22 protein-coding genes are annotated in these 23,595 nt (G+C 73.2%); 10 read left to right on the forward strand and 12 right to left on the reverse strand.

Annotation, left to right across the window (positions count from 1 at the left end; genetic code table 11):
• The first annotated feature begins 103 nt into the window (after window positions 1-103).
• A complete protein-coding gene (locus AB852_RS10430; protein WP_073786306.1) occupies window positions 104-589 on the forward strand; it encodes a cation:proton antiporter regulatory subunit in 486 nt (161 codons plus the stop codon).
• A 4-nt stretch (window positions 590-593) separates the two neighbouring features.
• Window positions 594-1,883, forward strand: coding sequence for a cation:proton antiporter (locus tag AB852_RS10435; RefSeq protein ID WP_073786308.1), 1,290 nt, complete (start codon window positions 594-596; stop codon window positions 1,881-1,883).
• Between the two features lie 64 nt (window positions 1,884-1,947).
• Here the strand turns inward: AB852_RS10435 and sph are convergent, their stop codons facing one another.
• Entirely contained in the window at window positions 1,948-2,937 is a 990-nt protein-coding gene (gene sph, locus AB852_RS10440) for a sphingomyelin phosphodiesterase (RefSeq protein WP_073786311.1), read from the reverse strand.
• A 292-nt stretch (window positions 2,938-3,229) separates the two neighbouring features.
• The gene (locus AB852_RS10445) at window positions 3,230-3,625 is read right to left on the reverse strand and encodes a hypothetical protein (RefSeq protein WP_245876709.1); all 396 of its coding nucleotides are present in this window, start codon (window positions 3,623-3,625) and stop codon (window positions 3,230-3,232) included.
• Between the two features lie 58 nt (window positions 3,626-3,683).
• On the opposite strand from AB852_RS10445, the gene AB852_RS10450 reads away from it, so the two are divergent.
• The gene (locus tag AB852_RS10450) at window positions 3,684-4,919 is read left to right on the forward strand and encodes a DUF4032 domain-containing protein (RefSeq protein WP_073786316.1); all 1,236 of its coding nucleotides are present in this window, start codon (window positions 3,684-3,686) and stop codon (window positions 4,917-4,919) included.
• Window positions 4,920-5,006: 87 nt separating this feature from the next.
• Here the strand turns inward: AB852_RS10450 and AB852_RS10455 are convergent, their stop codons facing one another.
• From AB852_RS10455 to AB852_RS10465, 3 genes are all read right to left on the reverse strand, one after another.
• Window positions 5,007-5,528, reverse strand: coding sequence for a DinB family protein (locus tag AB852_RS10455; protein WP_073786318.1), 522 nt, complete (start codon window positions 5,526-5,528; stop codon window positions 5,007-5,009).
• 115 nt (window positions 5,529-5,643) lie between these two features.
• Window positions 5,644-6,120, reverse strand: a complete 477-nt coding sequence (locus AB852_RS10460; RefSeq protein WP_073786320.1) for a DUF5709 domain-containing protein — start codon at window positions 6,118-6,120, stop codon at window positions 5,644-5,646.
• 95 nt (window positions 6,121-6,215) lie between these two features.
• Window positions 6,216-7,445, reverse strand: coding sequence for an MFS transporter (locus AB852_RS10465; RefSeq protein ID WP_245876710.1), 1,230 nt, complete (start codon window positions 7,443-7,445; stop codon window positions 6,216-6,218).
• A gap of 84 nt (window positions 7,446-7,529) precedes the next feature.
• On the opposite strand from AB852_RS10465, the gene AB852_RS10470 reads away from it, so the two are divergent.
• Entirely contained in the window at window positions 7,530-7,949 is a 420-nt protein-coding gene (locus tag AB852_RS10470) for a MerR family transcriptional regulator (protein WP_073786322.1), read from the forward strand.
• 107 nt (window positions 7,950-8,056) lie between these two features.
• Window positions 8,057-9,085, forward strand: a complete 1,029-nt coding sequence (locus AB852_RS10475; RefSeq protein WP_073786324.1) for a slipin family protein — start codon at window positions 8,057-8,059, stop codon at window positions 9,083-9,085.
• Between the two features lie 5 nt (window positions 9,086-9,090).
• Here AB852_RS10475 and AB852_RS10480 read toward each other — a convergent pair whose 3' ends face one another.
• A complete protein-coding gene (locus tag AB852_RS10480; protein ID WP_073786326.1) occupies window positions 9,091-10,347 on the reverse strand; it encodes a cytochrome P450 in 1,257 nt (418 codons plus the stop codon).
• Window positions 10,348-11,513: 1,166 nt separating this feature from the next.
• A complete protein-coding gene (locus AB852_RS10485) occupies window positions 11,514-11,927 on the reverse strand; it encodes an SsgA family sporulation/cell division regulator (protein ID WP_073786328.1) in 414 nt (137 codons plus the stop codon).
• 397 nt (window positions 11,928-12,324) lie between these two features.
• On the opposite strand from AB852_RS10485, the gene AB852_RS10490 reads away from it, so the two are divergent.
• Window positions 12,325-13,773, forward strand: a complete 1,449-nt coding sequence (locus AB852_RS10490) for a PP2C family protein-serine/threonine phosphatase (RefSeq protein WP_073786330.1) — start codon at window positions 12,325-12,327, stop codon at window positions 13,771-13,773.
• Window positions 13,774-13,800: 27 nt separating this feature from the next.
• Here the strand turns inward: AB852_RS10490 and AB852_RS10495 are convergent, their stop codons facing one another.
• Entirely contained in the window at window positions 13,801-15,300 is a 1,500-nt protein-coding gene (locus AB852_RS10495; protein ID WP_073786332.1) for a DNA-binding protein NsdB, read from the reverse strand.
• A gap of 243 nt (window positions 15,301-15,543) precedes the next feature.
• On the opposite strand from AB852_RS10495, the gene AB852_RS10500 reads away from it, so the two are divergent.
• Both AB852_RS10500 and AB852_RS10505 read left to right on the forward strand, forming a co-directional pair.
• Complete coding sequence (locus AB852_RS10500; protein ID WP_073786334.1) at window positions 15,544-16,731, forward strand: aminoglycoside phosphotransferase family protein; 1,188 nt, start codon at window positions 15,544-15,546, stop codon at window positions 16,729-16,731.
• 227 nt (window positions 16,732-16,958) lie between these two features.
• Entirely contained in the window at window positions 16,959-18,911 is a 1,953-nt protein-coding gene (locus tag AB852_RS10505) for an N-acetylmuramoyl-L-alanine amidase (RefSeq protein ID WP_107499223.1), read from the forward strand.
• A 71-nt stretch (window positions 18,912-18,982) separates the two neighbouring features.
• On the opposite strand, the gene AB852_RS10510 is transcribed toward AB852_RS10505, so the two are convergent.
• Together AB852_RS10510 and AB852_RS10515 are read right to left on the reverse strand one after the other, a co-directional pair.
• A complete protein-coding gene (locus AB852_RS10510; RefSeq protein ID WP_073786336.1) occupies window positions 18,983-19,483 on the reverse strand; it encodes a hypothetical protein in 501 nt (166 codons plus the stop codon).
• 64 nt (window positions 19,484-19,547) lie between these two features.
• Window positions 19,548-20,174: an ABATE domain-containing protein gene (locus tag AB852_RS10515; RefSeq protein WP_107499224.1), complete on the reverse strand. Its 627-nt coding sequence runs from the start codon at window positions 20,172-20,174 to the stop codon at window positions 19,548-19,550.
• 79 nt (window positions 20,175-20,253) lie between these two features.
• Between AB852_RS10515 and AB852_RS10520 the strand changes: the two genes are divergently transcribed.
• The gene (locus AB852_RS10520; RefSeq protein WP_079184494.1) at window positions 20,254-20,985 is read left to right on the forward strand and encodes a pyridoxine/pyridoxamine 5'-phosphate oxidase; all 732 of its coding nucleotides are present in this window, start codon (window positions 20,254-20,256) and stop codon (window positions 20,983-20,985) included.
• Window positions 20,986-21,023: 38 nt separating this feature from the next.
• Complete coding sequence (locus tag AB852_RS10525) at window positions 21,024-21,704, forward strand: leucine-rich repeat domain-containing protein (RefSeq protein WP_073787672.1); 681 nt, start codon at window positions 21,024-21,026, stop codon at window positions 21,702-21,704.
• A gap of 255 nt (window positions 21,705-21,959) precedes the next feature.
• On the opposite strand, the gene AB852_RS10530 is transcribed toward AB852_RS10525, so the two are convergent.
• Both AB852_RS10530 and AB852_RS10535 read right to left on the reverse strand, forming a co-directional pair.
• Window positions 21,960-22,865: a universal stress protein gene (locus tag AB852_RS10530; RefSeq protein WP_073786340.1), complete on the reverse strand. Its 906-nt coding sequence runs from the start codon at window positions 22,863-22,865 to the stop codon at window positions 21,960-21,962.
• 395 nt (window positions 22,866-23,260) lie between these two features.
• A complete protein-coding gene (locus AB852_RS10535; RefSeq protein ID WP_073786342.1) occupies window positions 23,261-23,503 on the reverse strand; it encodes a DUF397 domain-containing protein in 243 nt (80 codons plus the stop codon).
• Window positions 23,504-23,595 lie beyond the last annotated feature (92 nt).

A 23,595-nucleotide genomic window follows, 5' to 3' on the forward strand; every position in this document is an offset into this window, starting at 1 on the left:
CCGGTCGGTGCGGCCCGGTGACCGGCATGATCGACTTGGTCGGCCCGGTCGGCGACCGGTGTGACACGAGACAGCGACACGACGACACGAGGGGGGACAGGCCATGCCTGCTCCACGGATGCGTACGACGCCCCTGCCCGGGATCGGCGTTCAGTACGACCTGACCACACGGGAACACCGACATCTGTCGGTGGTAGCCCATCGAGACGGCACCCGCACGGTGAACATGTACCACGCGGACGACCCGGACGCCTGCGCGCATTCCATGCATCTGACGGCTCCCGAGACGGCGTCCCTGATCGACGCCCTGACCCCGGAGCACCACAGCCCGAGCGTGCTGCACACCACCGATCTGGGCCTGGTGGCCGAGCGTCTGGAGGTGACGGCGGTCTCGCTGTGGAACGGCCGGGTGCTCGGCGACACGCGCATCCGCACCGACACGGGCGCGTCCGTCGTGGCCGTGCTGCGGCGCTCGGGGGCGGTTCCGTCCCCCACCCCCGACTTCCGGCTGGCCGGCGGGGACACCCTCATCGTCATCGGCACCCGTGAGGGTGTCGAAGCGGCGGCGACCATTCTCGGGCAGGAGTGAGAGCGTGCATTCTGCGGTCCTGTTGATCGAATTCGGTGCGATCATCCTCGCTCTGGGGCTGCTCGGTCGGATAGCCGGCAGACTCCGGTTCTCCCCGATACCCCTCTATCTGCTGGCCGGGCTCGCCTTCGGGCAGGGCGGGCTGCTGCCGCTCGGGGCGAGCGAGGAGTTCGTGGCGACCGGGGCCGAGATCGGTGTGATTCTGCTCCTGCTGATGCTGGGGCTGGAGTACACGGCCAGTGACCTGGTGTCGAATCTGAAGACGCAGTATCCGGCGGGCGCCGTGGACTTCGCGCTGAACGCGCTGCCCGGCGCCGCCGCCGCGCTGCTGCTCGGCTGGGGTCCGGTGGCCGCGGTGGTCCTCGGCGGGGTGACCTGGATCTCCTCGTCCGGGGTGATCGCCAAGGTGCTCGGTGATCTGGGCCGGGTCGGCAACCGTGAGACGCCGGTCGTCCTCAGCATCCTGGTGCTGGAGGACCTGGCGATGGCGGTGTACCTGCCGATCGTCACCGCGCTGGTGGCCGGGGTGTCGCTCGCGGCGGGCAGTGTCACGCTGGCGATCGCGCTCGGGGTCGCCGGTCTGGTGCTGTTCGTGGCCGTCCGGTACGGGCGCATCATCTCCCGGTTCGTCTCCAGCGACGATCCGGAGAAGCTGCTCCTGGTGGTGCTGGGTCTGACGATCCTGGTGGCCGGTATCGCGCAGGAGCTCCAGGTGTCGGCGGCGGTCGGCGCGTTCCTGGTGGGTATCGCCCTGTCCGGGGAGGTCGCGGAGGGCGCGCACACGCTGCTGAGCCCGCTGCGGGACCTGTTCGCGGCGGTGTTCTTCGTCTTCTTCGGTCTGCACACGGACCCGGCGAGCATTCCGCCGGTGCTGCTGCCCGCGCTCGCGCTGGCCGTGGTCACCGCCGGGACGAAGATCGCCACCGGTTACTGGGCGGCGAAACGCGCCGGGATCGGGGTCAAGGGCCGCTGGCGGGCCGGTGGCACGCTCGTGGCGCGCGGCGAGTTCTCCATCGTCATCGCGGGTCTGGCGGTCACCGCCGGGGTCGAGCCGCAGCTCGGCCCGCTGGCCACGGCGTACGTCCTGATCCTTGTGATCGTCGGTCCGCTGACCGCCCGCTGGACCGAGCCGGTCGCGGCCCGGGTCACGGCGTGGCGGCGGGCCCGCCGAGACGGTGACGGCCCCGCCGGCCCCGCTCCCCAGGACGCCGTCGGCGCACGTCCGGAGACGGTGGAGAAGGTTCCCCTGTCGAAGCGGCAGGGGCCGGTGGAACCCTCACCGGTCGTGGACTGACCGCTCCCCCTGGCGCCCGCCCCGGTATCGCACCGGGGCGGGCGTCGCGCTGTGCGGGCTCCGGTCAGCGGGCGTGTCCGAGGACCGGGTAGTGGTCCGACAGATCGGTGTACGTGTACGTGGTGCCCCAGCTGGTGACGGTCCAGGGGGCGGGGCGTTCCGCGACGACCTCGTTGGTCCAGCCCTCGGGGCGGGCGTTGTCCGCGCGGAACAGGACATGGTCGAGGTTCTCGCGGGGGTCGTCGGGGTAGCGCTCGCGGGCGATGGAGTTGTCGCGGGTGTCGAAGGAGTACGGGTGCCCGGTGTGTTCGGCGGGGGCGAGACCGGCGTCGGTGAGCATCGAGGCGTACTCGGCGGAGTGCGAGTCGACGTTGAGGTCCCCGGCGACGACGACCTGTTCGGAGGCGGGGATGTCCTTGGCGTCCAGGAACCTGTCGAGTTCCCTGAACTGGCGGGCGCGGACCTGGGCGGCCTGTCCGGGGGCGCAGCCCGGGTCGGTGGACTGGGCGTGGGTGCCGACCACATGGACGGTGCTGCCGCGGACGTCGAGCGCGGTGTAGACGAAGCCCTTGTTGGAGAACCAGTCGCCCCCGCAGGCGTCCTTGTAGACGTACTGCTCCTTGCGGAGGACGGGCCACTTGCTGAGGACGGTCACCCCACCGTCCTCGGGTGTGGTCGCGGAGTAGGCGCCGCCGGTGGCGTCCCAGCCGCCCTTGCCCCGGCCGAGGACGGGGGTCCGGTGCGGGTACTCGGCGGACGCGGCCCGCTGGAGGGCGCCGGAGGCGGTGTTGTCGAACGCCTCCTGCACCACGACGACGTCGTTGCCCCGGAAGGAGGCGGCCCGGGGTAGGGCGGCGGCCCGGTGGTCCTGGCCCCAGTTGGGGTACAGCCCCCGGCTGAACAGGAACGCGTTGTACGTGGCGATCCGCAGCTCGGGGGCGGTGTCCGGCGCGGGCGCGGCCGTGGCGAGGGGCGCGGCGGCGCCGAGGGTCGCGCCGACGAGGGCAGTGGCGAGAAGGGCGCGGGAGCTGCGGCGGGATGCGGTGCGCGGCACGTGGCTCACCTTTCGGGAGGGGAGGCCCGACCGGCCGGGGCGGCGGTCGGCACCGGGGGGTGAAAGGGGGGATCGCCGCGCAGTCAAACAGCCGGAGGTTACTTCCGGGTAGCCCTCCGGGCAAGAAAGAGTGGGGAGGTGTTGTGCAGCCGTTTCCCAGGTGCCGGCCGTTCCCGTGTGCTGCCGTTTCCCAGATGCGGCCCGTTCCCCCTGTGCGGCCGTTCCGGTGTGCGGCCGCTCCCCTGTGCAGGGTTCCTCTGTGTGCGACCGGCCGGGGCGGGACGGAAGCCGGTCAGTGCGGGGATATCCGGCGGTAGGCCGTGCGGGCGCTGGCCACCCGGGCGACGGCCGTACCGGCGAGCGCGGCGCCGAGGAGCAGGGACATCCGCAGCAGATCCACCGAGCTGTCCCAGGTGAGCACCCCGGCCGGGGGTATCCCGAAAGCGTTGAAGAACAGCCAGCACAGCCCCGCGGTACCCGGCGCGGCCGTCACCCGGGCCCGGGCCCCGAGCAGGGCGGCGAGCGCGGACAGCGCGACGAAGTGCCACAGGGGTTCACCGGGGTCACCGAACTGGTTGAGCGCCCCGACCAGCAGGCCCGACCCGAGGAGGGCTCCCGACCACACCAGTGGGGTCGCCGCCGGTTCGGGTACCGCCCTCGCCCCGGCGCTCACCAACCGCCACTCCACGTGTCCGCCCCTCCTCAACGGTTCCCCTCGCGCGAGTATCGGCAAGTAGCTTACGGTCATGGTTCTCCAGATCAGCGCGACCAATCCCGAGCATCCGACGCTCCTGTTCGACCTTCCCTGGGACACCCCCCTCGAACACTGGCCCGAGGAACATCTGGTGTCCCTGCCCCGGGGAATCTCCCGGCATGTGGTGCGTTACGCCCGCGCCGGGGACGAGGTGGTGGCGGTCAAGGAGCTGGCGGCCCGTCCGGCGCTGCGCGAGTACGAGCTGCTGCGGGTGCTGGACCGGGTGGGCATACCCGGCGTCGACCCGCTGGCGGTGGTCACCGGGCGGGCGGACTCGGCGGGTGAGCCGCTGGAGCCGGTGCTCATCACCCGCCATCTGAAGGGTTCGCTCCCGTACCGCTCGATGTTCGAGACGACGATGCGGCCGTCCACGATGGGACGGCTGATGGACGCCCTGGCGGTGCTGCTGGTGCGGCTGCATCTCGCGGGGTTCGCCTGGGGCGACTGCTCGCTGTCGAACACCTTGTTCCGCCGGGACGCGGGGGCCTTCGCGGCATATCTGGTGGACGCCGAGACCGGCGAGATGCACGAGCGGCTGAGCGACGGCCAGCGGACGTATGACATCGATCTGGCCCGGGTGAACATCGCGGGCGAGCTGATGGACCTGGAGGCGTCGGGGGCGCTGCACCCCTCGGTCGATCCGATCGAGTTCGGTACGACGATCTGCGCGCGGTACGGCGAGCTGTGGACCGAGCTGACCCGGCAGTCGGTGTACCCGGTGGACAAGCGGCATTACATCGACCGGCGGATACGGCGGCTCAACGACCTCGGGTTCGATGTCGCCGAGATGCAGATCAGCCAGGGGAACGAGGGCGACACGGTCACCTTCGTGCCGAAGGTCGTCGACGCGGGCCATCATCAGCGCCAGTTGCTGCGGCTGACCGGGCTGGACGCGGAGGAGAACCAGGCGCGGCGGCTGCTGAGCGACCTGGAGAGCTGGATGGCGACCCAGGACGACTACGCGCCGGGCGACCCGCTGGGCGCGCGCCCCGAGGTGCTGGCCCACCGCTGGGTGCGGGAGGTGTTCCGGCCGACGGTCCGGGCTGTGCCGCTGGAGATCCGCAAGCAGCTGGACGCGGCGCAGATCTTCCATGAGCTGCTGGAGCACCGCTGGTTCCTGTGCGATCAGGCCCAGCACGATGTGGGGCTGGAGACGGCGACGGACGACTACGTGGCCAACTGGCGTCCCCCGGCGGCCGAGCAGAGCACGGCCGCCCCTGCCGGGTAGGGCGGCCCCGGTCAGGTAGGGGCCCCGGTCGGGTACGGGTCCCCTGGCCAGGGCCTTCCCCTGCCACCCGGCCGGGCGGACAGGCGGTCAGGAGGCGGCGCGCAGCAGGCGGAGCTGACCGATCTCGGTGACGTTCTTCATCAGCTCCGCGTTCACCCAGGCCAGCAGATGGGCGACCTTGTGGTCGGGGTCGGCGTGCCAGAGGGAGGGGGCGGCGGCGTCCAGGTCGCCGTCGGTGAGGGTGTCGAGGTGTGCCGTCCACTCGTCGCGCAAGGAACGCAGCCGGGCGACGGCGGCGGCTCCGTCGCCGGGCCAGGTGACCGTCGTCCGGTCGCGGGGCGCCCGGCCCTGGACGTGGTCGAGCGCGGTGGACCACCACCAGTCGATGTGCCAGGTCAGCCAGCCGATCGTGGGCACGGGGACGGGGTCGGGTTCGGTGTCCGCCCAGTCGGGCGCCCAGGTGCCGTCGGCGGTGGGCCGGACGGTCCAGACATGAGCGGCGGGCTCGGCAAGGAAGTCGGCGGGCTCCAGCCGCTCCAGGTGGTACTCGAAGAGGGACCAGGTCAGGTCGAACTGCCAGCGCAGCAGGGCGTTTCGGGTCACGTTCACCGGCCGACCCAAGCAGACGGGGCGGGTGGCGGGGAAATGGTTTTCGGGAGCGGCCGCATCGCGGTCGCCGCTGCCCGGCCCGCGTACACGGCCCCGCCCCGCGCGGCGGGGTTCGTCAAGCGAATCCGCTGCCGCTGTCCGGTTCGACGAGATGGACGGCGGCCTCCTCGGCGGACGCCGCCGCGCCGTCGATGCCGACGTCCTCGGCGACGAGGTCTCCTACCGGGTTCTCGTGCGCCCCTTCGCCGGGGGCGACCAGACGGCCCGCGCGGGTGTCGCCGACCTCGGCGTCCCGTGGTTCGCCGTCGGTGTCCAGCGCGTCCCCGATGCCGTCGCCCTCGGGCTCGGAGACATCGGGGAGTTCCTCCGCGAGGCGTTCGTCAAGGGTCTCGCCGCGCAGCTGCTCGGCGAAGGTGAGTCCCTCGCGGTCCACGGCACGTGGCCGGTCGGGCGGTGAGTACCCCCGGTCGAGGGGGTCGTCCACGTCCTCGGCGACCAGGGTGTCGGACGCGTCCAGCAGCCCCTCGTCGTCCTGCACCTCGGAGCCGTCGGGCTGGTACACGTCGTCGCCCCGGGCGTTGTCGCGGTCCATGTCTTCCATCGTCCTCCCGCGCCCCCGTTCCGCAAACCCGCGCGGGGAAGACCTTCCAGTGCCCGGTTCCGGCTCCCCGGCCGCCGCGGGCGGTTCTACCGTCCGGTGAGGCGCCGTCCCACGACCGGCGCCACCAGCAGCGCCACCGCCGCCAGACCGGCCGCCTGCCACGGGAGCGCGCCCGGCCCGGCGCGCTCCAGCAGCAGGGCGCCCGCCGAGGAGCCACCGGCGATGCCCACGTTGTAGACGGTCGCCTGGAGGGCGGTCGCCACCTCGGCGTCCCGGGGGCCGGAGACGGCGACCAGCGCGGTCTGGATCAGGGTCGGAGCCGCGCCGAACGCCGCGCCCCACACCGCGACGCCCGCCACCAGGGCCGCCGGGACCTGCCCGGTGGCCCCCAGGAGCGCGAGGCTTCCGGCGACCGCGCCGAGCGCCCCGACCAGCCCCGGCCGCAGGAAGCGGTCGGCGATCAGTCCCGCCGTCCAGACCCCGGCCAGCGTGCCGCACCCGAAGACGAACAGGAGCGGTCCGGCCGCGCCGAACCCGTGGTGCGCGGCGAAGGGGACGAGATACGTGTACAGCGTCTGATGGCCGAGCAGCAGGAACAGCGTCACGCACAGCACCGCGGGAACACCCGCCGTGGTCGCGACCCGGGACAGCGGCATCCGCTCCGCCTTGCGGGTCCCGGGCAGATCGGGCACCCCGAGCCGGACCCACAGCAGCAGGACGGCGGCGACGGCGGTGAGCCCCGCGAACGCGGCACGCCACCCGACCAGCGAGCCCAGCGCCGTGGCGGCGGGCACCCCGGCGCACAGGGCGACGGTGATCCCGGCGAGGACGACGGCGATGGCACGTCCCCGCAGTCGCGGCGGCGCGAGCCGGGCGCCGTATCCGGCGAGCATCGCCCACATCGTGCCCCCGGCCGCGCCCGCGAGGAGCCGCGCGGCGAAGGTGAGGGGGTAGCTCGCCGAGAGCGCGGTCACGGCGTTGGCCAGCGCGAGGACGGCGAGCGCGGCGAGCAGCACCGTACGTCGCGGCAGCGCCCGCAGGGCGGCGGTGAGCGGGATCGCGGCGAGGAACGAGGCGACGGCGTACCCGGTGACGAGCAGCCCGATACGGCCCTCGGGGACGTCCAGGGACCGGCTCATCGCGGGCAGCAGCCCGGCCGGGAGGAGTTCGGTCAGCACGGCGGTGAAGGCGGCGGTGAAGAGCGCCAGCAGGGGCGGCCAGGGCAGCCGGGGGGTGGCGGGGCCCGGGAGCGGGACGCCGCCGGGGCCGTCCGCCGGTGCGCCGCCGCCGGCCATGGCACGGGGGGAGGTGGTCATGCGACGATGCTCGGACCTTCACATCGATGTGAACGCAAGTATGACCTGGGTCACATTTCAGGGTCGAGGATGCCGAGGGGGACGATGCGGATCGGGGAGCTGTCCCGGCGTACGGGCGTCCCGGCGAGGATGCTGCGTTACTACGAGGAGCAGGGGCTGCTGCGGCCCGCACGGGCGGCGAACGGCTACCGGGTCTACGGCCCGGCGGCGGAGCACACCGTGCGCCAGATCCGGGGGCTGCTGGACTCGGGGCTGACGACCGGGATCATCGCGCGGGTCCTGCCCTTCCTCGACCGCCCCGACGGCATCCTGATGCATCCGGACTGCCTGACCCGCGAGACGGCGGACCTGCTGCGCGGCGAGGCCGACCGGCTCCAGCAGCGGATCGACTGCCTGTCGGGCAACCGGGACGCGATCCTGGCCTATCTGACGGCGGTACGCGCCCGCCAGGAACGCGAGCGGCGTCCGGTCGGCCGGCGGTCCCCGCCCGCCGGGGACGGCTGAGGCCGACGACGGGCGCCGGGGGCCGATCCGAGGCGGACGGACCCGCCGCCGGGCCGGTCGCGGGCATACCCTGGAACGCGGGGACGCTCGGACGTCAGGGGGTCCTGATGATCGCGGAACTGGTGGGAGCGGCCGTCGCGTGCGCCGGTGTGGCGGGTGTGTACACGGCCGCCGCCGCGCGGGTCGTCAAGCAGTACGAACGCGGTGTGGTCTTCCGCCTCGGCCGTCTGTACGGCGGGGTCCGGGGCCCCGGGTTCACCATGGTGCTCCCGCTGGTGGACCGGCTGCGCAAGGTCAACATGCAGATCGTGACGATGCCGGTCCCCGGCCAGGAGGGCATCACGCGGGACAATGTGACGGTCCGGGTGGACGCGGTCGTCTACTTCAAGGTGATCGACGCCGCCAACGCGATCATCCAGGTCGAGGACTACCGCTTCGCGGTGTCGCAGATGGCACAGACCTCGTTGCGCTCGATCATCGGCAAGAGCGATCTCGACGATCTGCTGTCCAACCGCGAGAAGCTCAACGAGGGCCTGGAACTGATGATCGACAGCCCCGCGGTCGGCTGGGGCGTCCAGATCGACCGGGTGGAGATCAAGGACGTCTCCCTGCCCGAGACGATGAAACGCTCCATGGCACGCCAGGCCGAGGCCGACCGGGAGCGCCGGGCCCGCGTCATCAACGCGGACGCGGAACTCCAGGCGTCGAAGAAGCTCTCCGAGGCGGCCAAGGAGATGTCCAAACAGCCGGCCGCCCTGCAACTGCGGCTGCTCCAGACGGTGGTGGCCGTCGCCGCGGAGAAGAACTCCACCCTGGTCCTGCCGTTCCCGGTGGAACTGCTGCGCTTCCTCGAACGCGCCCAGCGCGACCCCGCCCCGCCACCCGCGGCGCCCTCGCCGCCGACGGCCGCGGTGCCCGTGACCGACGGCGATCCTGAGGACCCGCCCGCGCTGGCGGAGACCCCGCAGCCGCCGGGCATCCCCGGGCCCGAGGCTCCGGACCCCGGGGCGGCGGAGGACCCCGGGCCGACCGGGCTCACCGCCCCCGGCGGGCCGGAGCCGTCCGCGCTGCCCGGTCCCGCCACGCCCCCCGACGACGAACCCCCCTCAACCGCCCCGGACGACCCGGGCCGGTGACGGGGTCACCAGGTGACGTCGAGGGTCTTGGGGCCCCGGATGAAGCCCTTGCTCTGGAACGGCGTGTCCTGCGGGTCACCGGCCAGCCGCAGCTTCGGATAGCGGGCGAGCAGTGTGGAGATCATGACCTCGGACTCCATCCGGGACAGCATCGCGCCCATGCAGTGGTGCGGTCCGTGCCCGAAGGACAGATGGGCGGTGCCCTGCCGGTCGAAGTCGACCGTGTCGGGGTCCTCGAAGATCTCGGGGTCGCGGTTGGCCGCCAGGTACGAGGCGTAGACGGCCTCACCCGCGCGGATCAGCACCCCGCCGACCTCGACGTCCTCCGTGGCGATCCGGGGCAGGCCCACGCCGTTGCGGTGCGGGATGTGCCGGATCAGCTCGTCCACGGCCTGCGGCAGGATCTCCGGCTCCCGGCGCAGCCGTGCCGTCAGCTCCGGCTGGGTGAGAAGCATGAAGACCATGTTGGCGGTGTTGTAGCGGACCGCGTGGGCGCCGCTGACGAGGATCGCCGTCGCGAGGGAGACCGCCTCGTCCTCGGTGATGTCCCCGGCGTCCAGCGCCTCCGCGAGCGCCCCGGCGAGGTCGTCCGACGGCTGTCCCCGGCGGGAGCGCAGCAGGGAGACGATGAACTCCCGGACATGGGCCTTGGCCTCGTTGCCCGCCTTCGGGGTGGTCATCGACAGGATGATGTCGCCCCAGCCGAGCAGCCCGTCCCGTTCGGCGCGGGGCACCCCGAGCAGATCGCAGACCACGGCCAGCGGCATCGGCGCGTGCAGATGCTCGACCAGGTCGGCGGGGGAACCCTGGGCCTCCATCCGGTCGAGGAAGGTGTCGCACGTCTCCTGGGCGAGGGGCCGCAGCCGTTTCATGGCGTGCCCGGTGAACGCCTTCTGCACGCTCTTGCGCAGTCTGCTGTGGTACGGCGGGTCGGCGTAGTTGAGTCCGGCGGTCGACGCCACCCGGTGACCGGACATCCCGGTGACGGTGGTCTCCGCGAGGGCCGCCCGGCTGAAGCGGGGGTCGGAGGTGACGGTCTTGACGTCCTGGTAGCGGGTGACCAGCCAGGCCTCGTGCCGGTCCCCCGCGAAGGGCAGCGTGATCCGGGCGACGCGTTCGCCGTGCAGGACGTCGTACAGCAGCGGGTCGAAGGTGAGGGCGGGCAGGTCGTCCACGGGCCAGTCCCGTACCGGGTGGTCGGCGGCGGGGCCGTCCGACCCGGCGGGGGCGGCGGTCTGGGGGGTGCTGGGCCGGTACGTCATCGCGGTCGTTCTCCCGGTGCTGGTGCCCGTGCGGGCCCGGCGGGCGGTTCGTCCGCGGCGCCGTCGTCCGGGCGGCGCCGTGGCCGCCGGGCCCCTGGTCCTCGCCATGTCTTCCCGGTCCGGCCCCGGTCCGACCCGGGTTGCGGCTGGGGCCGCCTGAACGGAGCAGGGCGCCTTTGCTTGCGCCTTTGGGGTCTGCCCGGGTGGGCGCGGTTGTTCCTGTGCCGTCGCTCGGTGGTTTCGCGGTTCTCCGCGGGTCGCCTTCGCTTGCGCTTCCCAGGTTCGTCCGGCTGGGCGTACTTCGTTCCTGTGCCGTCGCTCGGTGGTTTTGCGCAGTTCCCCGCGGGTCGCCCTTCGCTTGCGCTTTCGAGGTCTGTCCGGGTGGGCGCGTTTGTTCCTGTGCCGTCGCTCGTCGTTTTCGCGCAGTTCCCCGCGCCCCTGTCGGGGCGCTGCCTGTCCGGTGTTGTCGGTCGGGTGCGGGTCTGCCCTCGTCTTTGCGCAGTTCCCCGCGCCCCTTTGGGGCGCGTTCTGTTTGTTCTTCGGGGCGGGGCCGGTCGGGATTCTCCGTCCTCGCTCCAACGCGCTCGGTACGGACGTCCAGTGGCCGTACTGGTGGCGTCGGAGTCTGCGGGCAGAGATTCCCGCCCACCCCCTCCCGTAGCGGGGCGGGTCCGCGAGGAAGGTGGTTCCGCACCCGAAGGACAACGGGAACGGGGCGCCCCCAAAGGGGCGCGGGGAACTGCGCACCCCCGGACGTACCCGCACGGGGAAAGGTACGTCCAGGTGTGGAACCCCAGGGGCGCGGGGAACTGCGCGAGCAACCAAGGGCCACCCGCACCCGAACAGGAACCGTAAGAGGCGCGACCTCAGGGGCGCGGGGAACTGCGCGAAGACGAGGACCGGCCCGCACCCGACGAACGACCGCAAAGGGGCAGCATCCAGGGGCGCGGGGAACTGCGCACCCACGGACGTACCCGCACGGGAAAGGTACGCCCAGGTGTGGAACCCCAGGGGCGCGGGGAACTGCGCGAGCAACCAAGGGCCACCCGCACCCGAACAGGAACCGTAAGAGGCGCGACCTCAGGGGCGCGGGGAACTGCGCATCCAAGAACGACCCGCACGGGGACCAGTGCGCCCGGCACAGGGAACCCGGAGGCGTGACCGGGTCAGGTGGGGCCGAAGAGGGTGGACAGGTCTCGGTCCACCGCTTCGGTGAGGGGCTCCTGGCCCGCCGGGACCAGGGAGTACGTACGCAGGAGGAACCGGCGCAGTACGGGCTCGTCGAACTGGACGAGCGCCATGCCGCCGGCGGAATGCACCTCCAGGACGGTCCGGGCCCGACCGCAGGGCCAGACATGGACGTCACCGCACCCCGCGGGCACCCGCAGCCCGCGCTCCAGCAGCTCCCGACCGAAGACCCAGACGACCTCGGAGCCGTCGGCACCGACCTCCGCCGGGAACACCACCTGGACGGCCAGCGGGTCGTCCACCACGTAGCGCAGGGCGACGGTGATGCCGTGTTCCTGCCGTTCGGGGGTGATGAGCCGGGCCCTGGTCTGCTGTCGGAGGGTCACGGACATGGTCGGACTCCCGTTCTGGTCGTGTGCTCGTCCGTTCGACCCGCTGGGGGTCCTGGTGTTCCGCGCAACCTCCGCCCGATCAGGTGATGTACGTCACATCCAGCTTAGAGCTCCGACATTCCTCGTATAACGCCATGGATATGCCGCAATGCGGATGGAGTGGATTCGCGCAGATGCGCGACGACCCCCCGTCACCAGGCGGGTACGCGGAGTGGGACACTGGCGGGACCCTCACGGCCGGACCTGGAACGGGGTCGTCCGGATCGCCTGAGGCATATGCCGTCCGCAACTCCCGTCCGGTTGTTGCCGAATGCCTTACGGCACCTGCCCCGCTGTGCGACAGTCGTCACGGTCCTTCCGCCAGTCCTGGCCGTACCGTTCCCTCTCGGAGTACGACATGCCGCCCCACGTCTCCGCGGACCGCGCAGCGGACCCGCCGCCACCGCCGCGTGGCCCGGTCGAGTCGCTGATCACGCAGACCCGCCGACTACGGGGGGAGGTCGACGCGGTACGCCGCGAGACCCCCCCGGACGACACCGACGCCCAGGGCCGCTGGCAGCGTGCCCTGTGCGAACTGGCCCTGCACCAGCTGGACGACCTGGACGAGCATCTCGCCCAGCTCCGCGAAGGCCCCCCGGGCAGCGTCCCGCCGCCGCACGTCCCGCGCGGCCCCGTGATCCCGCCGCCCCTGGCCCGCCGCCAGGAACCCCGGCCGGGTTCGCTGCTCAGCCGGGTCGGCAGCGCCGAATGGGACCTCCTCACCGACCAGGCCGTCTGGTCCGGCGAGCTGTACGCGATCCTCGGCCGGGACCCCGCGGGCGGCCCGCTCACCCTGGACGAACTGCCCTCGGTGGTGCATGTCGAGGACCAGCCGCTGCTCACCACGATGGTCACGGGCTGCCTCATCGACGGCAGGCCCATCGACGGCGAGTTCCGGGTGGCCCGCGCGGACGGCAGTCTGCGCACCGTCCATATGATGGGCGAACCCGTCCTCGACGCGGACGGCAGCACCGCCGCGATGTGGGCCGTGCTGCGGGACGTCAGCGAACTGCGCCGCAGTGAACGGGCCGTACGCGACAACCATGAGGCCCTGCACCGCGAACGCCACCGCGAACAGGCCGAGCACCGGGTCGCCGTCGCCCTCCAGGAAGCCGTACTCCCCCCGTGGGGCGGGTCGTTGCGCTTCCCGCGGCGCGGTACGGGCTCCCTCGATCTCGCCGCGCGCTATCTGCCCTCCTCGACCAGCGCCCTCATCGGCGGCGACTGGTACGACGCGATGGAACTGCCCGGACCCGAGGTGCTGCTCAGCGTCGGCGACCTCACCGGGCACGGGGTGCCCGTCACCTCCGGGATGGCGCTGCTGCTCGGCGCCCTGCGCGGGATGGCCGTCTCCGGCACCGAACCGGCGCCGATCCTCGGCTGGCTCAACCAGCTCCTCGACGACTCCGTCCAGCCCTCCCTCGGCAGCGCGGTGGCCTGCCGCTACCGGCCCGCCACCCGCACCCTGGTATGGGCGCAGGCCGGGCACCCCGCCCCGCTGCTGTTCCGCGACGGGACGGGGCACGCGCTGACCCCGCCGGGCGGCGTCCTCCTCGGCGCCACCACCGGAGCCGTCTACGAGCAGGCCGAGGAACGGCTCAGGCCCGGTGACCTGCTGCTGATGTACACCGACGGACTGGTGCCGCGGCGCGCCGGGACCGCCGCCCAGCAGCGTCTCCTGGCGCTGGCACCCCGGTTCGCCGGGGCACGCACCGCCCAGGACTGCGTACGGACGGTCGTCGAGGAACTCGGCGGCAGGGAACGCGAGGACGACGCCTCTGTGCTGGTCGCGAGGGTCGTCGACTGAGCACAAGCGGGCAGCGCCCGCCGGGGGTCACACCACGGCCGGACCGGCCCCCGGCTGCTTCTCACGCGGCGGCGGCATCACCATCTTGATGTCCTCGCGCAGCTCCTCGATCCGGGGATAGCCCGTGAACTGGCCGGTGAGCCGGTACATCTCCCGCAGCCGGTCCCAGGTGCGGTGGGAGGAGTTCGCCCCGATCGAGGACAGGGCGAGCCGCGCGTAGACGTCCGCCTGCTCCGGGTCGTCGGCGATGAAGCACGCCGAGGCCAGGGAGATGTGGTCGAAGATCTGCGACCGGTCGTGCCCGTCGCTGCGCAGCTTCAGGGCCTTCTTGGCATGGCGCTGCGCGGTGCGCGCGGCGGCCGGCTCGTGCTCCGCGAGGGTGCGGTAGGCGAGGGCCTGCATACCGTGCAGATCCGCCTCGTCGAACATCTGCATCCAGCTCGGCGGTGGCACATCGCCCTTGTCGGAGACGAACAGGTCCTCCGCGTGCCCGAGGGTGCGGCGCATGGCCTGGCCGCGTCCCATGGACGCCTGTGCCCAGGCCTCGATGGTGTAGAGCATGGCCCGGGTCCGGGGCAGCGTCTCGTCACCGGAGCCGGACTGGGCGAGTGTCATCAGGTCCAGGGCGTCGTCGGGCCGCCCCAGATGGACCATCTGACGGGCCGCCCGGGACAGCGCCTCGCTCGCGCGCGGCCGGTCACCGCCCTCGCGGGCCGCGTGCGCGGCGATGACGAAGTACTTCTGGGCGGTGGGTTCGAGGCCGACGTCGTGGGACATCCAGCCCGCGAGCACGGCGAGGTTGGCGGCGACGCCCCACAGCCGCCGCTGGAGGGGTTCGGGGTGCCGGTAGGTGAGCATCCCGCCCACCTCGTTGAGCTGGCCCACCACGGCCTTGCGCTGGAGTCCGCCGCCGCGCTGCGCGTCCCATTTGCGGAAGACCTCGACCGATGCCTCCAGGCCCTCGATCTCCTGCACCCCGATGGGGGCGGCCTCGTAGCGGTCGTATCCGGCGGGGTCGGCGTGGAGGGGGTCGAGGAGGCGGGGGGCGTCGGCCGCGAGGACCGGATCGGCGTGCAGCCAGTCGTGCATCGCACTGCTGAGTGCGGAGCCGGCGGCGAGCACGGCACCCGCGCCCACCAAGCCGCGTCGGTTGAGCATGAGATCCATTCCCGTGAATTCGGTGAGGACCGCCGCCGTCCGGTCGGGTGCCCAGGACACTCCGTCGGGATGCTCCACGCTCCCGGCGTCGCGCCGCTTGCGCGGGCGCCCGTGCCGGACCAGAGCGAGATCCTCGATGGTCACGACACGGCCGAGCCGCTCGGTGAACAGCGCCGCCAGCACCCTCGGCACCGGATCGCGCGGAATCTCCCCCGCGTCGATCCAACGCCGCACCCGCGAGGTGTCGGTGGCCAGCTGCGGATGGCCCATGGCCGCCGCCTGCCGGTTCACCAGTCTCGCGAGTTCGCCCTTCGACCAGCCGGTCAGGCCGAACAGGTCGCAAAGGCGGGTGTTGGGTGGTCCGCTCACGTCAAGCCCCCAGGTTCTCGGCTGGCCTGACAGTATCTCCGGCCACCCCCGTGGCAGATGCTGAGCGACTATTCGCCAGGGTTCGCCAGGGTGCGCCACATGGTGTGCCACCACGTCGTGGGTGTCAGGTAGGAAAGCGCCACCCCGGCCCGGCGGCCGAAGGAGCACTCCCCAGGGTGCCCGTCGGCCGCCGGCCGGGAGGCGCAGGCAATCCGTCGGCACACGAAGGGATCTGTTTCGCCCATGTACGCAGCGTCGTCCTCCGTGTCCGCTCCCCCCCGGCCCCAGCACAACCCCCTCACCCGCGCCGTCCCGCCGCCCGGCAGGACCCGTGAGGTACCCCCGCAGCCCGGCGCCGGTCCCTATCTGGACCCCACGCGCTCGGCGCTCGGGGGCCGGCCCCGGCGGGTGGCAGGACTCGGCACAGGACCGCTCAGCGGACGACTCGACCTCTCCGGGCCCCAGGGCGCGCAGCTGCGCACGGCCATCGGCTCCGTGCACCGGATCTGCCCGGAGTTCAGCCCGGTGCAGGTGCTGCGGCGCAGCGGCCGTTCCGTGCTGCTCGTCGGTACGACGGGACGCGGCACGGCGGTCGCCAAGTGCCTGCTGGACCAGTCGCCGGCGTGGGCGGAGCGGAGCAGGCACGAAATAGCGGTGTACCGCACGTTCGTCCGGCACCGGCCGCCTGTGCGGGTGCCGAGACTGATCGCGGCGGACCCGGACAACTGCACCCTGGTCATCGAGCGGATGCCCGGCCGCCCGGCGGCCCTGCAACGGCATCCGGTCCAGGCACCGCCCCGGGCGGACATCCGCGCCGCGCTCGGGGCGGTGTGCAGGCTCAACCAGTGGCAGCCGCCGGAGGGTGCCTTCGGCAGGCCGCTGGACTACGGCACCAGGATCAACCGGTACCACGAGCTGGGCCTGCTGACAGATCGTGACCTGGGCGATCTCCAGAAGCTGCTGCACGGGATCGCGCAGGTCGCCCAGAACACCGGGCGGCAGAGCATGCTCCAGTTCTGCCACGGCGACGCGCTCCTGTCGAACATGCTGCTGTCCCCGGCGGGGCCGGTACTGGTGGACTGGGAGCACGCGGGCTGGTACCTGCCGGGCTACGACCTGGCGACGCTGTGGGCGGTCCTCGGTGACGCGCCGATGGCCCGTCGTCAGATCATCGCCCTCGCCCACGCGGCGGGCACGGCGTCCCGGGACGCGTTCCTGGTCAATCTGATGCTGGTGCTGACCCGGGAGATCAGGATGTACGAGACGGCCGTGCAGCGTTCGATGCACGAGGGGCCGCCGCCGATGGCCCAGGGGCACGGCCAACCGGGCGCCCTCCCGTCGGGTGAGGAACAGCGGCTGCTGCTGCGGCGGCTGCACGACGACTGCCAGATGGTCCGCCGGGCCGTCCGCGCGGCCGTCGGCACCCGCTGACCGGCGGGCGCGCCGCCCGCCGGGGCGGTGACCGGCACGAAGGTCCGCGGAGCACCCTCGTCATGGGGGCGTTCCGCGGGCCTTCGGGCGTTCCCGGGCCCGGCGCCGGGAAGTGTGACGGTCCGTCGGCGAGCGGGTACGGGTGATGCGGTCCGCCCCGGCGCCCCCGCGCCCGACCCCGGAGGTACGTCTTGCCAGGTCCGTTCGTCCGCCGCTCCCCCGGCGCCCTGCCCGTCCGGTCCCGGGCGGGTGCGCTGCCCCGTGCCGTACGGTCCGCCGTCCCGGCGCTGCTGCTCCTGCCGCTGCTGGGGGCGGCGCCGCCCGGTGCGCGGGCCGCGGACCCGGCAGGGCGGCTCCAGGACGTGTTCACCTCGGCGGCGGCCGAGTACGGGGTGCCGCCGAGCGTGCTGCTCGGGGTGGCGTACCTCCAGTCGCGCTGGGACGGGCACGGCGGGGCGCCGAGCGTGACCGGCGGGTACGGGCCGATGCATCTGACGGACGCCCGGACCGCGCTGGAGCGCTCCGCGCGCCCGCACCACGACGACCCGGCCGGGGACCCGAGGGGCGATCAGGCCCGGCCCGCCGCCGTACGCCCCGGCCCGGCCGACCTCGCGCCCGATCCCCGGCGGCTTCCGGACCGGCTGACGACCCTGCCCCGGGCCGCCGCCCTGACCGGACTGGCCGCCGGGACGCTGCGCGGCGATCCGGCCGCGAACGTCCGGGGCGGGGCCGCGCTGCTCGCGGACGCCCAGCGACGGCTCGGCCGGCCCGCCGGTGGTGACCCGGCCGACTGGTACGGGGCGGTGGCGCGGTTCTCGGGTGCCACGGACCGGGCGGGGGCCTTCGCCTACGCCGACGAGGTGTTCACGGTGATCCGGCAGGGCGCGGCGCGGACCACCGACAGCGGCCAGCGGGTGACGCTCGCGGCCCGTGCCGTGCCGCGCCCCGAGGCCGGCGCGCGGACGCCGGACCCCTCGCGCGCCGAGTGCCCGCCGGACCTGTCCTGCACCTGGCTTCCCGCCCCGTACCAGGAACTGGGCGACGGCGACTACGGCAACCACGATCTCGCCGACCGGCCACGCGACCAGCGCGTGGACTTCATCGTCGTCCATGACACGGAGACGACCTGGGACCGGACCCTGAAACTGGTGGCCGACCCCGCGTATGTTTCGTGGCACTACACGATCCGCTCCACGGACGGACAGATCGCCCAGCATGTGCGGACCAAGGACGTGGGCTGGCACGCGGGCAACTGGTACGTGAACGCGCGGTCGGTGGGGATCGAGCACGAGGGATTCCTCGCCGAGCCGGACGCCTGGTACACGGAGGCGATGTACCGGTCGTCCGCGCGGCTGGTGGCGTATCTGGCGCGCGAGTTCCAGGTCCCGCTGGACCGCGCGCACATCATCGGCCACGACAACGTGCCGGGTGCCACGGCCAAGAGCGTGCCCGGGATGCACACCGATCCTGGCCCGTTCTGGGACTGGCGTCACTACTTCGAGCTGCTGGGCGCGCCGTTCGAGGCGGCGCCGGACGCGAGCGGCGCGCTGGTGACGGTGCTCCCCGGCTATGACGCCAACCGGCCCGAGTTCCTGGGATGTTCGGAGCCGGGAGTGCCCTGTCCCGCGCACGGTTCGGGCGCGCTGCGGGTGCGCACGGAGCCCCGCGACGACGCGCCGCTCGTCCCGGACGCCGGGCTCCGGCCGGACGGCGGCGCCACGACGGCCGGGGTCAACGACACCGGGGCGCGGCTGTCCACCGGGCAGCGGTACGCGGTGGCGGAGCGGAGCGGGGAGTGGACGGCGGTCTGGTACCTGGGCCGCAAGGGGTGGTTCAGGGATCCGGCGGAGCGAGGGGTGACGGTGCCTTCGCGGGGGGTCGTGGTGACACCGAAGCCGGGGCTCGTGGACGTCCCGGTGTACGGGCGGGCGTATCCGGAGGCCGCGGCGTATCCGTCGGAGGTGCCGGTCCAGCCGTTGTCGCCGCTGCCGTACCGGCTCGGGGCGGGCCAGCGGTATGTGTCGGGCGGCGAGGTGCGGGGCGAGTTCTTCCACGCGCCGTCGTTCGACACCGGGAAGCACCGGGTGGTGCGCGGTACGGAGGGCTACCACCTGATCCAGTTCGGGCACCGGGTGGCGTATGTGCGGACGGCGGACGTGGTGGTGCGGGAGGCCGACTGACCGGCGGAAACACCCCCGGGACGACGGGACCCCGCGGGGCCGGCTGCCGCGCGGGGTAGGGGGACGGTGGATCAGCCCTGCTGGAAGAGTTCCGCGGGCAGGGGCTTCAGAAGGGCGTAGAGGTCGTCGGTGATGGGACGGTCCCAGGCGGCGATGGTGACGAGGACGCCGTCGCTGCGGTCGAACTGGACACAGGAGATCCGGCTCTCGGAGAGCTTGATCCGGCGCACGATGAGGAGGTTGTCGCCCTGCATCACCGGTACGTCCTCGGAGCCCGTGACGGTGACCTCCTCGTCGTTCTCCAGGGCGAGCAGGAGCTGGGCGACCTCGAAGGGGATCTGGCCGTCGGCGACCTCGCGGGCGGGGGAGCCCGTGGGGAGGTTGCCGATGATCATCGCGGGGCCGCGCCCGCCGAACAGGTCGTAGCGCAGGAACACACCCTGACAACTGCCGTCGGGGGCCGGCAGGAGTCCGGCGCCGAGGTTGCCGGGCCAGTCGCCCGGGTCCATGGCCAGAACGTCGAAGTCAGGGCCCGCAGGGGTCGCGGCGCCGCGTCGGCGGAGGAAGGACATGCGGCCATGGTACGTCGTGGAGCGGGCCGGAATCCGCCGTGCGGGCGGATGTCCGCGAAGGCGCTCAGCCCGCCGCCCGGTGGCGTTCGTGATGGCGGGCGACCCGGGCCCGGTTGCCGCAGGAGGGCTTGCACCATTCCTGGCGCGGATGGTCCTTGAGGAAGTAGCGGACGCAGCGGGGGGCGTGGCAGGCCCGCAGCCGCGCCAGATCGGGGCCGGTGAGGAAGTCCGCGGCGGCGCTCGCGAGGGTGGCGAGGAGCAGGTCACCGGGTTCGGCGGGGGCGGCGGGGAGGTGCCGCGCGGCGGGCCGGTCGCCCTCGGGCCAGCGCAGCACGGGGACGGTGGGGACCCGGCGCGCGGCGGTGTTCAGCACGGCGAGGGCGTCGGGTACGGGCATGAGGCGATCCGCGTCGGCGGGGCTGGGGGCCGCCGGGCGCACGGCCCGGGCGAGCAGCGCCCGCAGTGCGGCGCGCAGCTCGCGGACCTGTCCGAGAGTGGCCGGATCCGCTGTGCCGCGGTCGGCGCCCGGGGCAGGGCCGAAGGCCCCGGCCCGCCGCTGGACCCAGGCGGTGAGGCCCGCGATGTCGCCGAGGTCGTCGGCGACCCCGCCACGGCCGTCGTGACGGATGGTGAGCGCGAGGTCCAGGGCGAGGGGCGGGGCCGCCGGGACGGCGGAGGGCGGGGCTTCCATGTCCGCCATTGTAGCGGTGCTAATGATAACTTCCACGGTAACCATTAGCCGGATGGGGCCGATCACGGGAGGGCACCGGATGCGCGGATCACCGGGCACACACACGAGCGGACACGCGAACACCCGCACGGGCACCGGGCAGGCGTCGCGGGAGGAGAGCGGCGATCTCCGTGAACTGCTGCGCGGGCTGGAGGTGTTCGCCGGGGAGCTGCCCGGGTTCGATCCCGCGGCGGCGCCGGACACCCCGGTGGAGCTGTTCACCGAGTGGCTGCGGCACGCGCTGCGCTCCGGGGTCCGCGAACCGCACGCGATGACCCTGTCGACGGCGGACCACCAGGGCGATCCGGTGGCGCGGACCCTGATCCTCAAGGGCGTGGACCGGGACGGCTGGCGGTTCGCGGCGGACCGCACCAGCCCCAAGGGCCGCCAGCTCGCGGCCCGCCCGTACGCGGCACTCACGTTCTACTGGCCGCCGCTGGCCCGGCAGGTCCGGGTGCGGGGGCCCGTCGTGGCGGAGGACGCCGACCGGAGCGCGGCGGACTTCCTGGCCCGGGGCGCGGGCGCCCGTGCCGAGGCCCTGCTGGGGCGGCAGTCGGAGCCCCTCACGGACCTCGGTGAACGCGACCGCGCGGTGGCCGCGTCCCTGGCCCGGCTGGACCGGGAGCCGGGTCTGGTCCCTTCGGGCTGGACCCTGCACACCGTACGGCCGGAGTCGGTCGAGTTCTGGCAGGGCGACAAGGAGCGGCGGCACACCCGGCTGCGCTACACCCCCGGGGCGGCGGGCTGGCACCGGGAGCTGCTGTGGCCGTGAGGGGCGACGTCCTCGACTACTGGCGGGCCGGGACGGGCATGGTGCCCGACGAGGTGTGGGAACATCCCGGACCGCGCGTGCTGGTACTCGCGGAGAACGGCCTGACCGTCCTACCGGACCGGATCGGCACCCTGCGTGAGCTGCACACCCTCGATCTCGGGCACAACCACCTCACGACGCTGCCGGACAGCATCGGCGACCTCACCGGTCTCGACCGGTGCCTCTACGTCCACGACAACCGGCTCACCGAGCTGCCCGCCACCCTGGGGCGGCTGCGGCGGCTGACGTATCTGAACGTCGGCGAGAACCGGCTCACCGCACTGCCGGGCAGCCTCGGGGGTCTGCGCGCGCTGATGGAGCTGCGCGCACAGCACAACGAACTCGCCTCACTCCCGGAGGAGTTGGGCTCGCTCGTCGCACTGCGGGAACTCTGGCTGCGTGGCAACCGGCTCACGGACCTGCCCCGTTCGGCGGGGCTGCTGCGGGAGTTGCGGGAACTGGAGCTGCGGGAGAACGCCTTCACCGCCGTACCCGAGGCGCTGCGCGGACTGCCGTCGCTGCGGCGCCTGGACCTGCGGGGCAACGCGGTGCGGGAACTGCCGGACTGGGTCGCGCAACTGCCCGCGCTGGAGAAGCTCGATCTGCGATGGAACGGTACGGAGGTGGCCCCCGCGCTGCTGCGGCGGCTGACCGGGCGGGGCTGTGTGGTGCTGCGCTGAGCGTTCCGGGACGGGGTGCGATCCGGTCCGGCGCCTGAGCGGGTCCGGCTTCTGATCCTGCCCGGCGCCTCACCCGGTACGGCTTCTGAACCGGTCCGGCGTCTTGCGGGCGCCCGTCGTGCGAGGCGGGTCGCCCGTCCGTGTACGGAGGTCCGGGGTGTCACGTACAGGGGGCCGGGGCGTCACGTGCGGCGGGGCCGGGGCGCGGGGAGCGTGTCCGACGCGTCCCGGACCCGCCGGGGGTGCCGGGCCGGGTCAGTCGTCCTCGCCGTCCTCCGGGGGGACGACGGCGACGGGGCTCGCCGCGTGCAGCAGCACGGCCTGGGTGACAGAGCCGAGCAGACGCGCGGGCTTCAGCAGCCGTCGGCGGTGCCGGCCCACGACGATCAGTTCGGCGTCCTTCGACGCGCCGACGATATGTCCGGCCGCGTCCCCCGGGGCCGCGACGACCGCGACCCGTACATCGGGGTGCTCCGCGCGGTAGGGGGCGACGATGTCGCCGATCAGCGCGACGATCTCGTCCTGGGCGGCCTGCTGGTCGGACTCCGAGGGGACGAACCCGCCCACGGCCGTCCAGACGTACTCCGGCCAGGGGAAGGCCGACACCACATCGACGCGGGCGCCCATCCGGTCGGCGGCGTCGAACGCGAAGGCGAGGGTGTGGGCGTCCGGGGCCTCGACGGACGCGCCGACGACCACGCGGGGTCCGGGCTCCACCTCGGACTCGTTGTGGATCTCCCGGCCCTCCTGCGGGACGATCACCACGGGGCAGGCGGCGTCCCGGGCGGCGGCCATGCCGTTGGAGCCGAGCAGCAGGCTGGCGAAGCCGCCGCGGCCGCGCGAGCCGAGCACGATGAGCTGCGCCGAGTCACCGAGACCGGGGATCACGGAGCCGGGTGAGCCCTCGTAGTCGAGGTACTCGACGGGCGGCAGTCCGGCGCGGTCGGCCAGCCGGTCGCGCACCTGGCTGAGTACGGGATCGACGGCGGGCGGCTCCTCACCGGACACCAGGACGTCGGTCTGGTTCGACGGGGCGTACTGACGGACATGGACCACCCGCAGGGTGGTGCCGCGCCGTTCCGTCTCCGCCAGCGCCCAGTCCAGGGCGCGCAGGCTGCTGTCCGATCCGTCCACGGCGGCGATGACGGGCAGGGTGCTCATGGGTTCCTCGTCTTCCGGCGACTGAGTCATGACAGTTCGGCGGCCCGCGCCGCACGGCCGTCATGATCGACTGTTGCTGCTGTCAGCCTGTCGCACGGGGGGACCCCGGGACAGGGCCGAAGGTCACGTGTCCCGAAGAATCACCGGAACCGTCCCGCATCACCACCCTGGCCGGAGCCGCTGGAGCCGTCGGAGCAGTTGGGCCCGCCCGGCCGTCCCGGCCGTGCCCCGGGCTGACGGCTCCTCAGCCCGGGGCGCGACGGCGACCGGGGACGGGACGGGCGCAGCGCCCCGCGCTCGGGCCCGTACGCGCGGGCCCGAGCGTTCCCGCAGGTCCGAGCGTCCTCGTAGGCCAGGAGGTGTCCGTACCGGGAATCGGAGTGGTCCCTGCGGGATCAGGTCAGGTCGAACTCGCCCTCGCGGGCGTTCAGCACGAAGGCCCCCCACTCGGCCGGGGTGAAGATCAGCGAGGGGCTGCCGGGGCGACGGCTGTTGCGCATCGCGATGAATCCCTCGACGAAGGCGATCTGGACGTCCCCGCGTCCACGGCTGCTCGACCGCCAGTCGGCTTCGCTCAGATCCAGTTCCGGTGTCTCCCCGCCCCTGAGCGGATAGTGCTGGGTGGTGCTGTCGGCCACGTCCGTGCTCCTCCCGGTTCGTCGTCGGCGGTCAGCCTAGCGAGCGGTCCGGGGCCGGGAACCGATCGCGGGCACGGCGGCGGGGACTGTTT

The sequence above is a fragment of the Streptomyces uncialis genome (genome assembly GCF_001905345.1).
GTDB lineage: Bacteria > Actinomycetota > Actinomycetes > Streptomycetales > Streptomycetaceae > Streptomyces > Streptomyces uncialis.

Excerpts from the sequence above, each read along its gene's own strand:
- AB852_RS10515 (WP_107499224.1), bottom strand. The coding sequence starts at position 20,174 with ATGGAAGCCCCGCCCTCCGCCGTCCCGGCGGCCCCGCCCCTCGCCCTG.
- AB852_RS10450 (WP_073786316.1), top strand. The coding sequence starts at position 3,684 with ATGGTTCTCCAGATCAGCGCGACCAATCCCGAGCATCCGACGCTCCTG.
- AB852_RS10500 (WP_073786334.1), top strand. The coding sequence starts at position 15,544 with ATGTACGCAGCGTCGTCCTCCGTGTCCGCTCCCCCCCGGCCCCAGCAC.
- AB852_RS10470 (WP_073786322.1), top strand. The coding sequence starts at position 7,530 with ATGCGGATCGGGGAGCTGTCCCGGCGTACGGGCGTCCCGGCGAGGATG.
- AB852_RS10460 (WP_073786320.1), bottom strand. The coding sequence starts at position 6,120 with ATGGACCGCGACAACGCCCGGGGCGACGACGTGTACCAGCCCGACGGC.
- AB852_RS10480 (WP_073786326.1), bottom strand. The coding sequence starts at position 10,347 with ATGACGTACCGGCCCAGCACCCCCCAGACCGCCGCCCCCGCCGGGTCG.
- AB852_RS10465 (WP_245876710.1), bottom strand. The coding sequence starts at position 7,445 with ATGACCACCTCCCCCCGTGCCATGGCCGGCGGCGGCGCACCGGCGGAC.
- AB852_RS10525 (WP_073787672.1), top strand. The coding sequence starts at position 21,024 with ATGGTGCCCGACGAGGTGTGGGAACATCCCGGACCGCGCGTGCTGGTA.
- AB852_RS10530 (WP_073786340.1), bottom strand. The coding sequence starts at position 22,865 with ATGAGCACCCTGCCCGTCATCGCCGCCGTGGACGGATCGGACAGCAGC.
- AB852_RS10430 (WP_073786306.1), top strand. The coding sequence starts at position 104 with ATGCCTGCTCCACGGATGCGTACGACGCCCCTGCCCGGGATCGGCGTT.
- AB852_RS10490 (WP_073786330.1), top strand. The coding sequence starts at position 12,325 with ATGCCGCCCCACGTCTCCGCGGACCGCGCAGCGGACCCGCCGCCACCG.
- AB852_RS10520 (WP_079184494.1), top strand. The coding sequence starts at position 20,254 with ATGCGCGGATCACCGGGCACACACACGAGCGGACACGCGAACACCCGC.
- AB852_RS10485 (WP_073786328.1), bottom strand. The coding sequence starts at position 11,927 with ATGTCCGTGACCCTCCGACAGCAGACCAGGGCCCGGCTCATCACCCCC.
- AB852_RS10510 (WP_073786336.1), bottom strand. The coding sequence starts at position 19,483 with ATGTCCTTCCTCCGCCGACGCGGCGCCGCGACCCCTGCGGGCCCTGAC.
- AB852_RS10475 (WP_073786324.1), top strand. The coding sequence starts at position 8,057 with ATGATCGCGGAACTGGTGGGAGCGGCCGTCGCGTGCGCCGGTGTGGCG.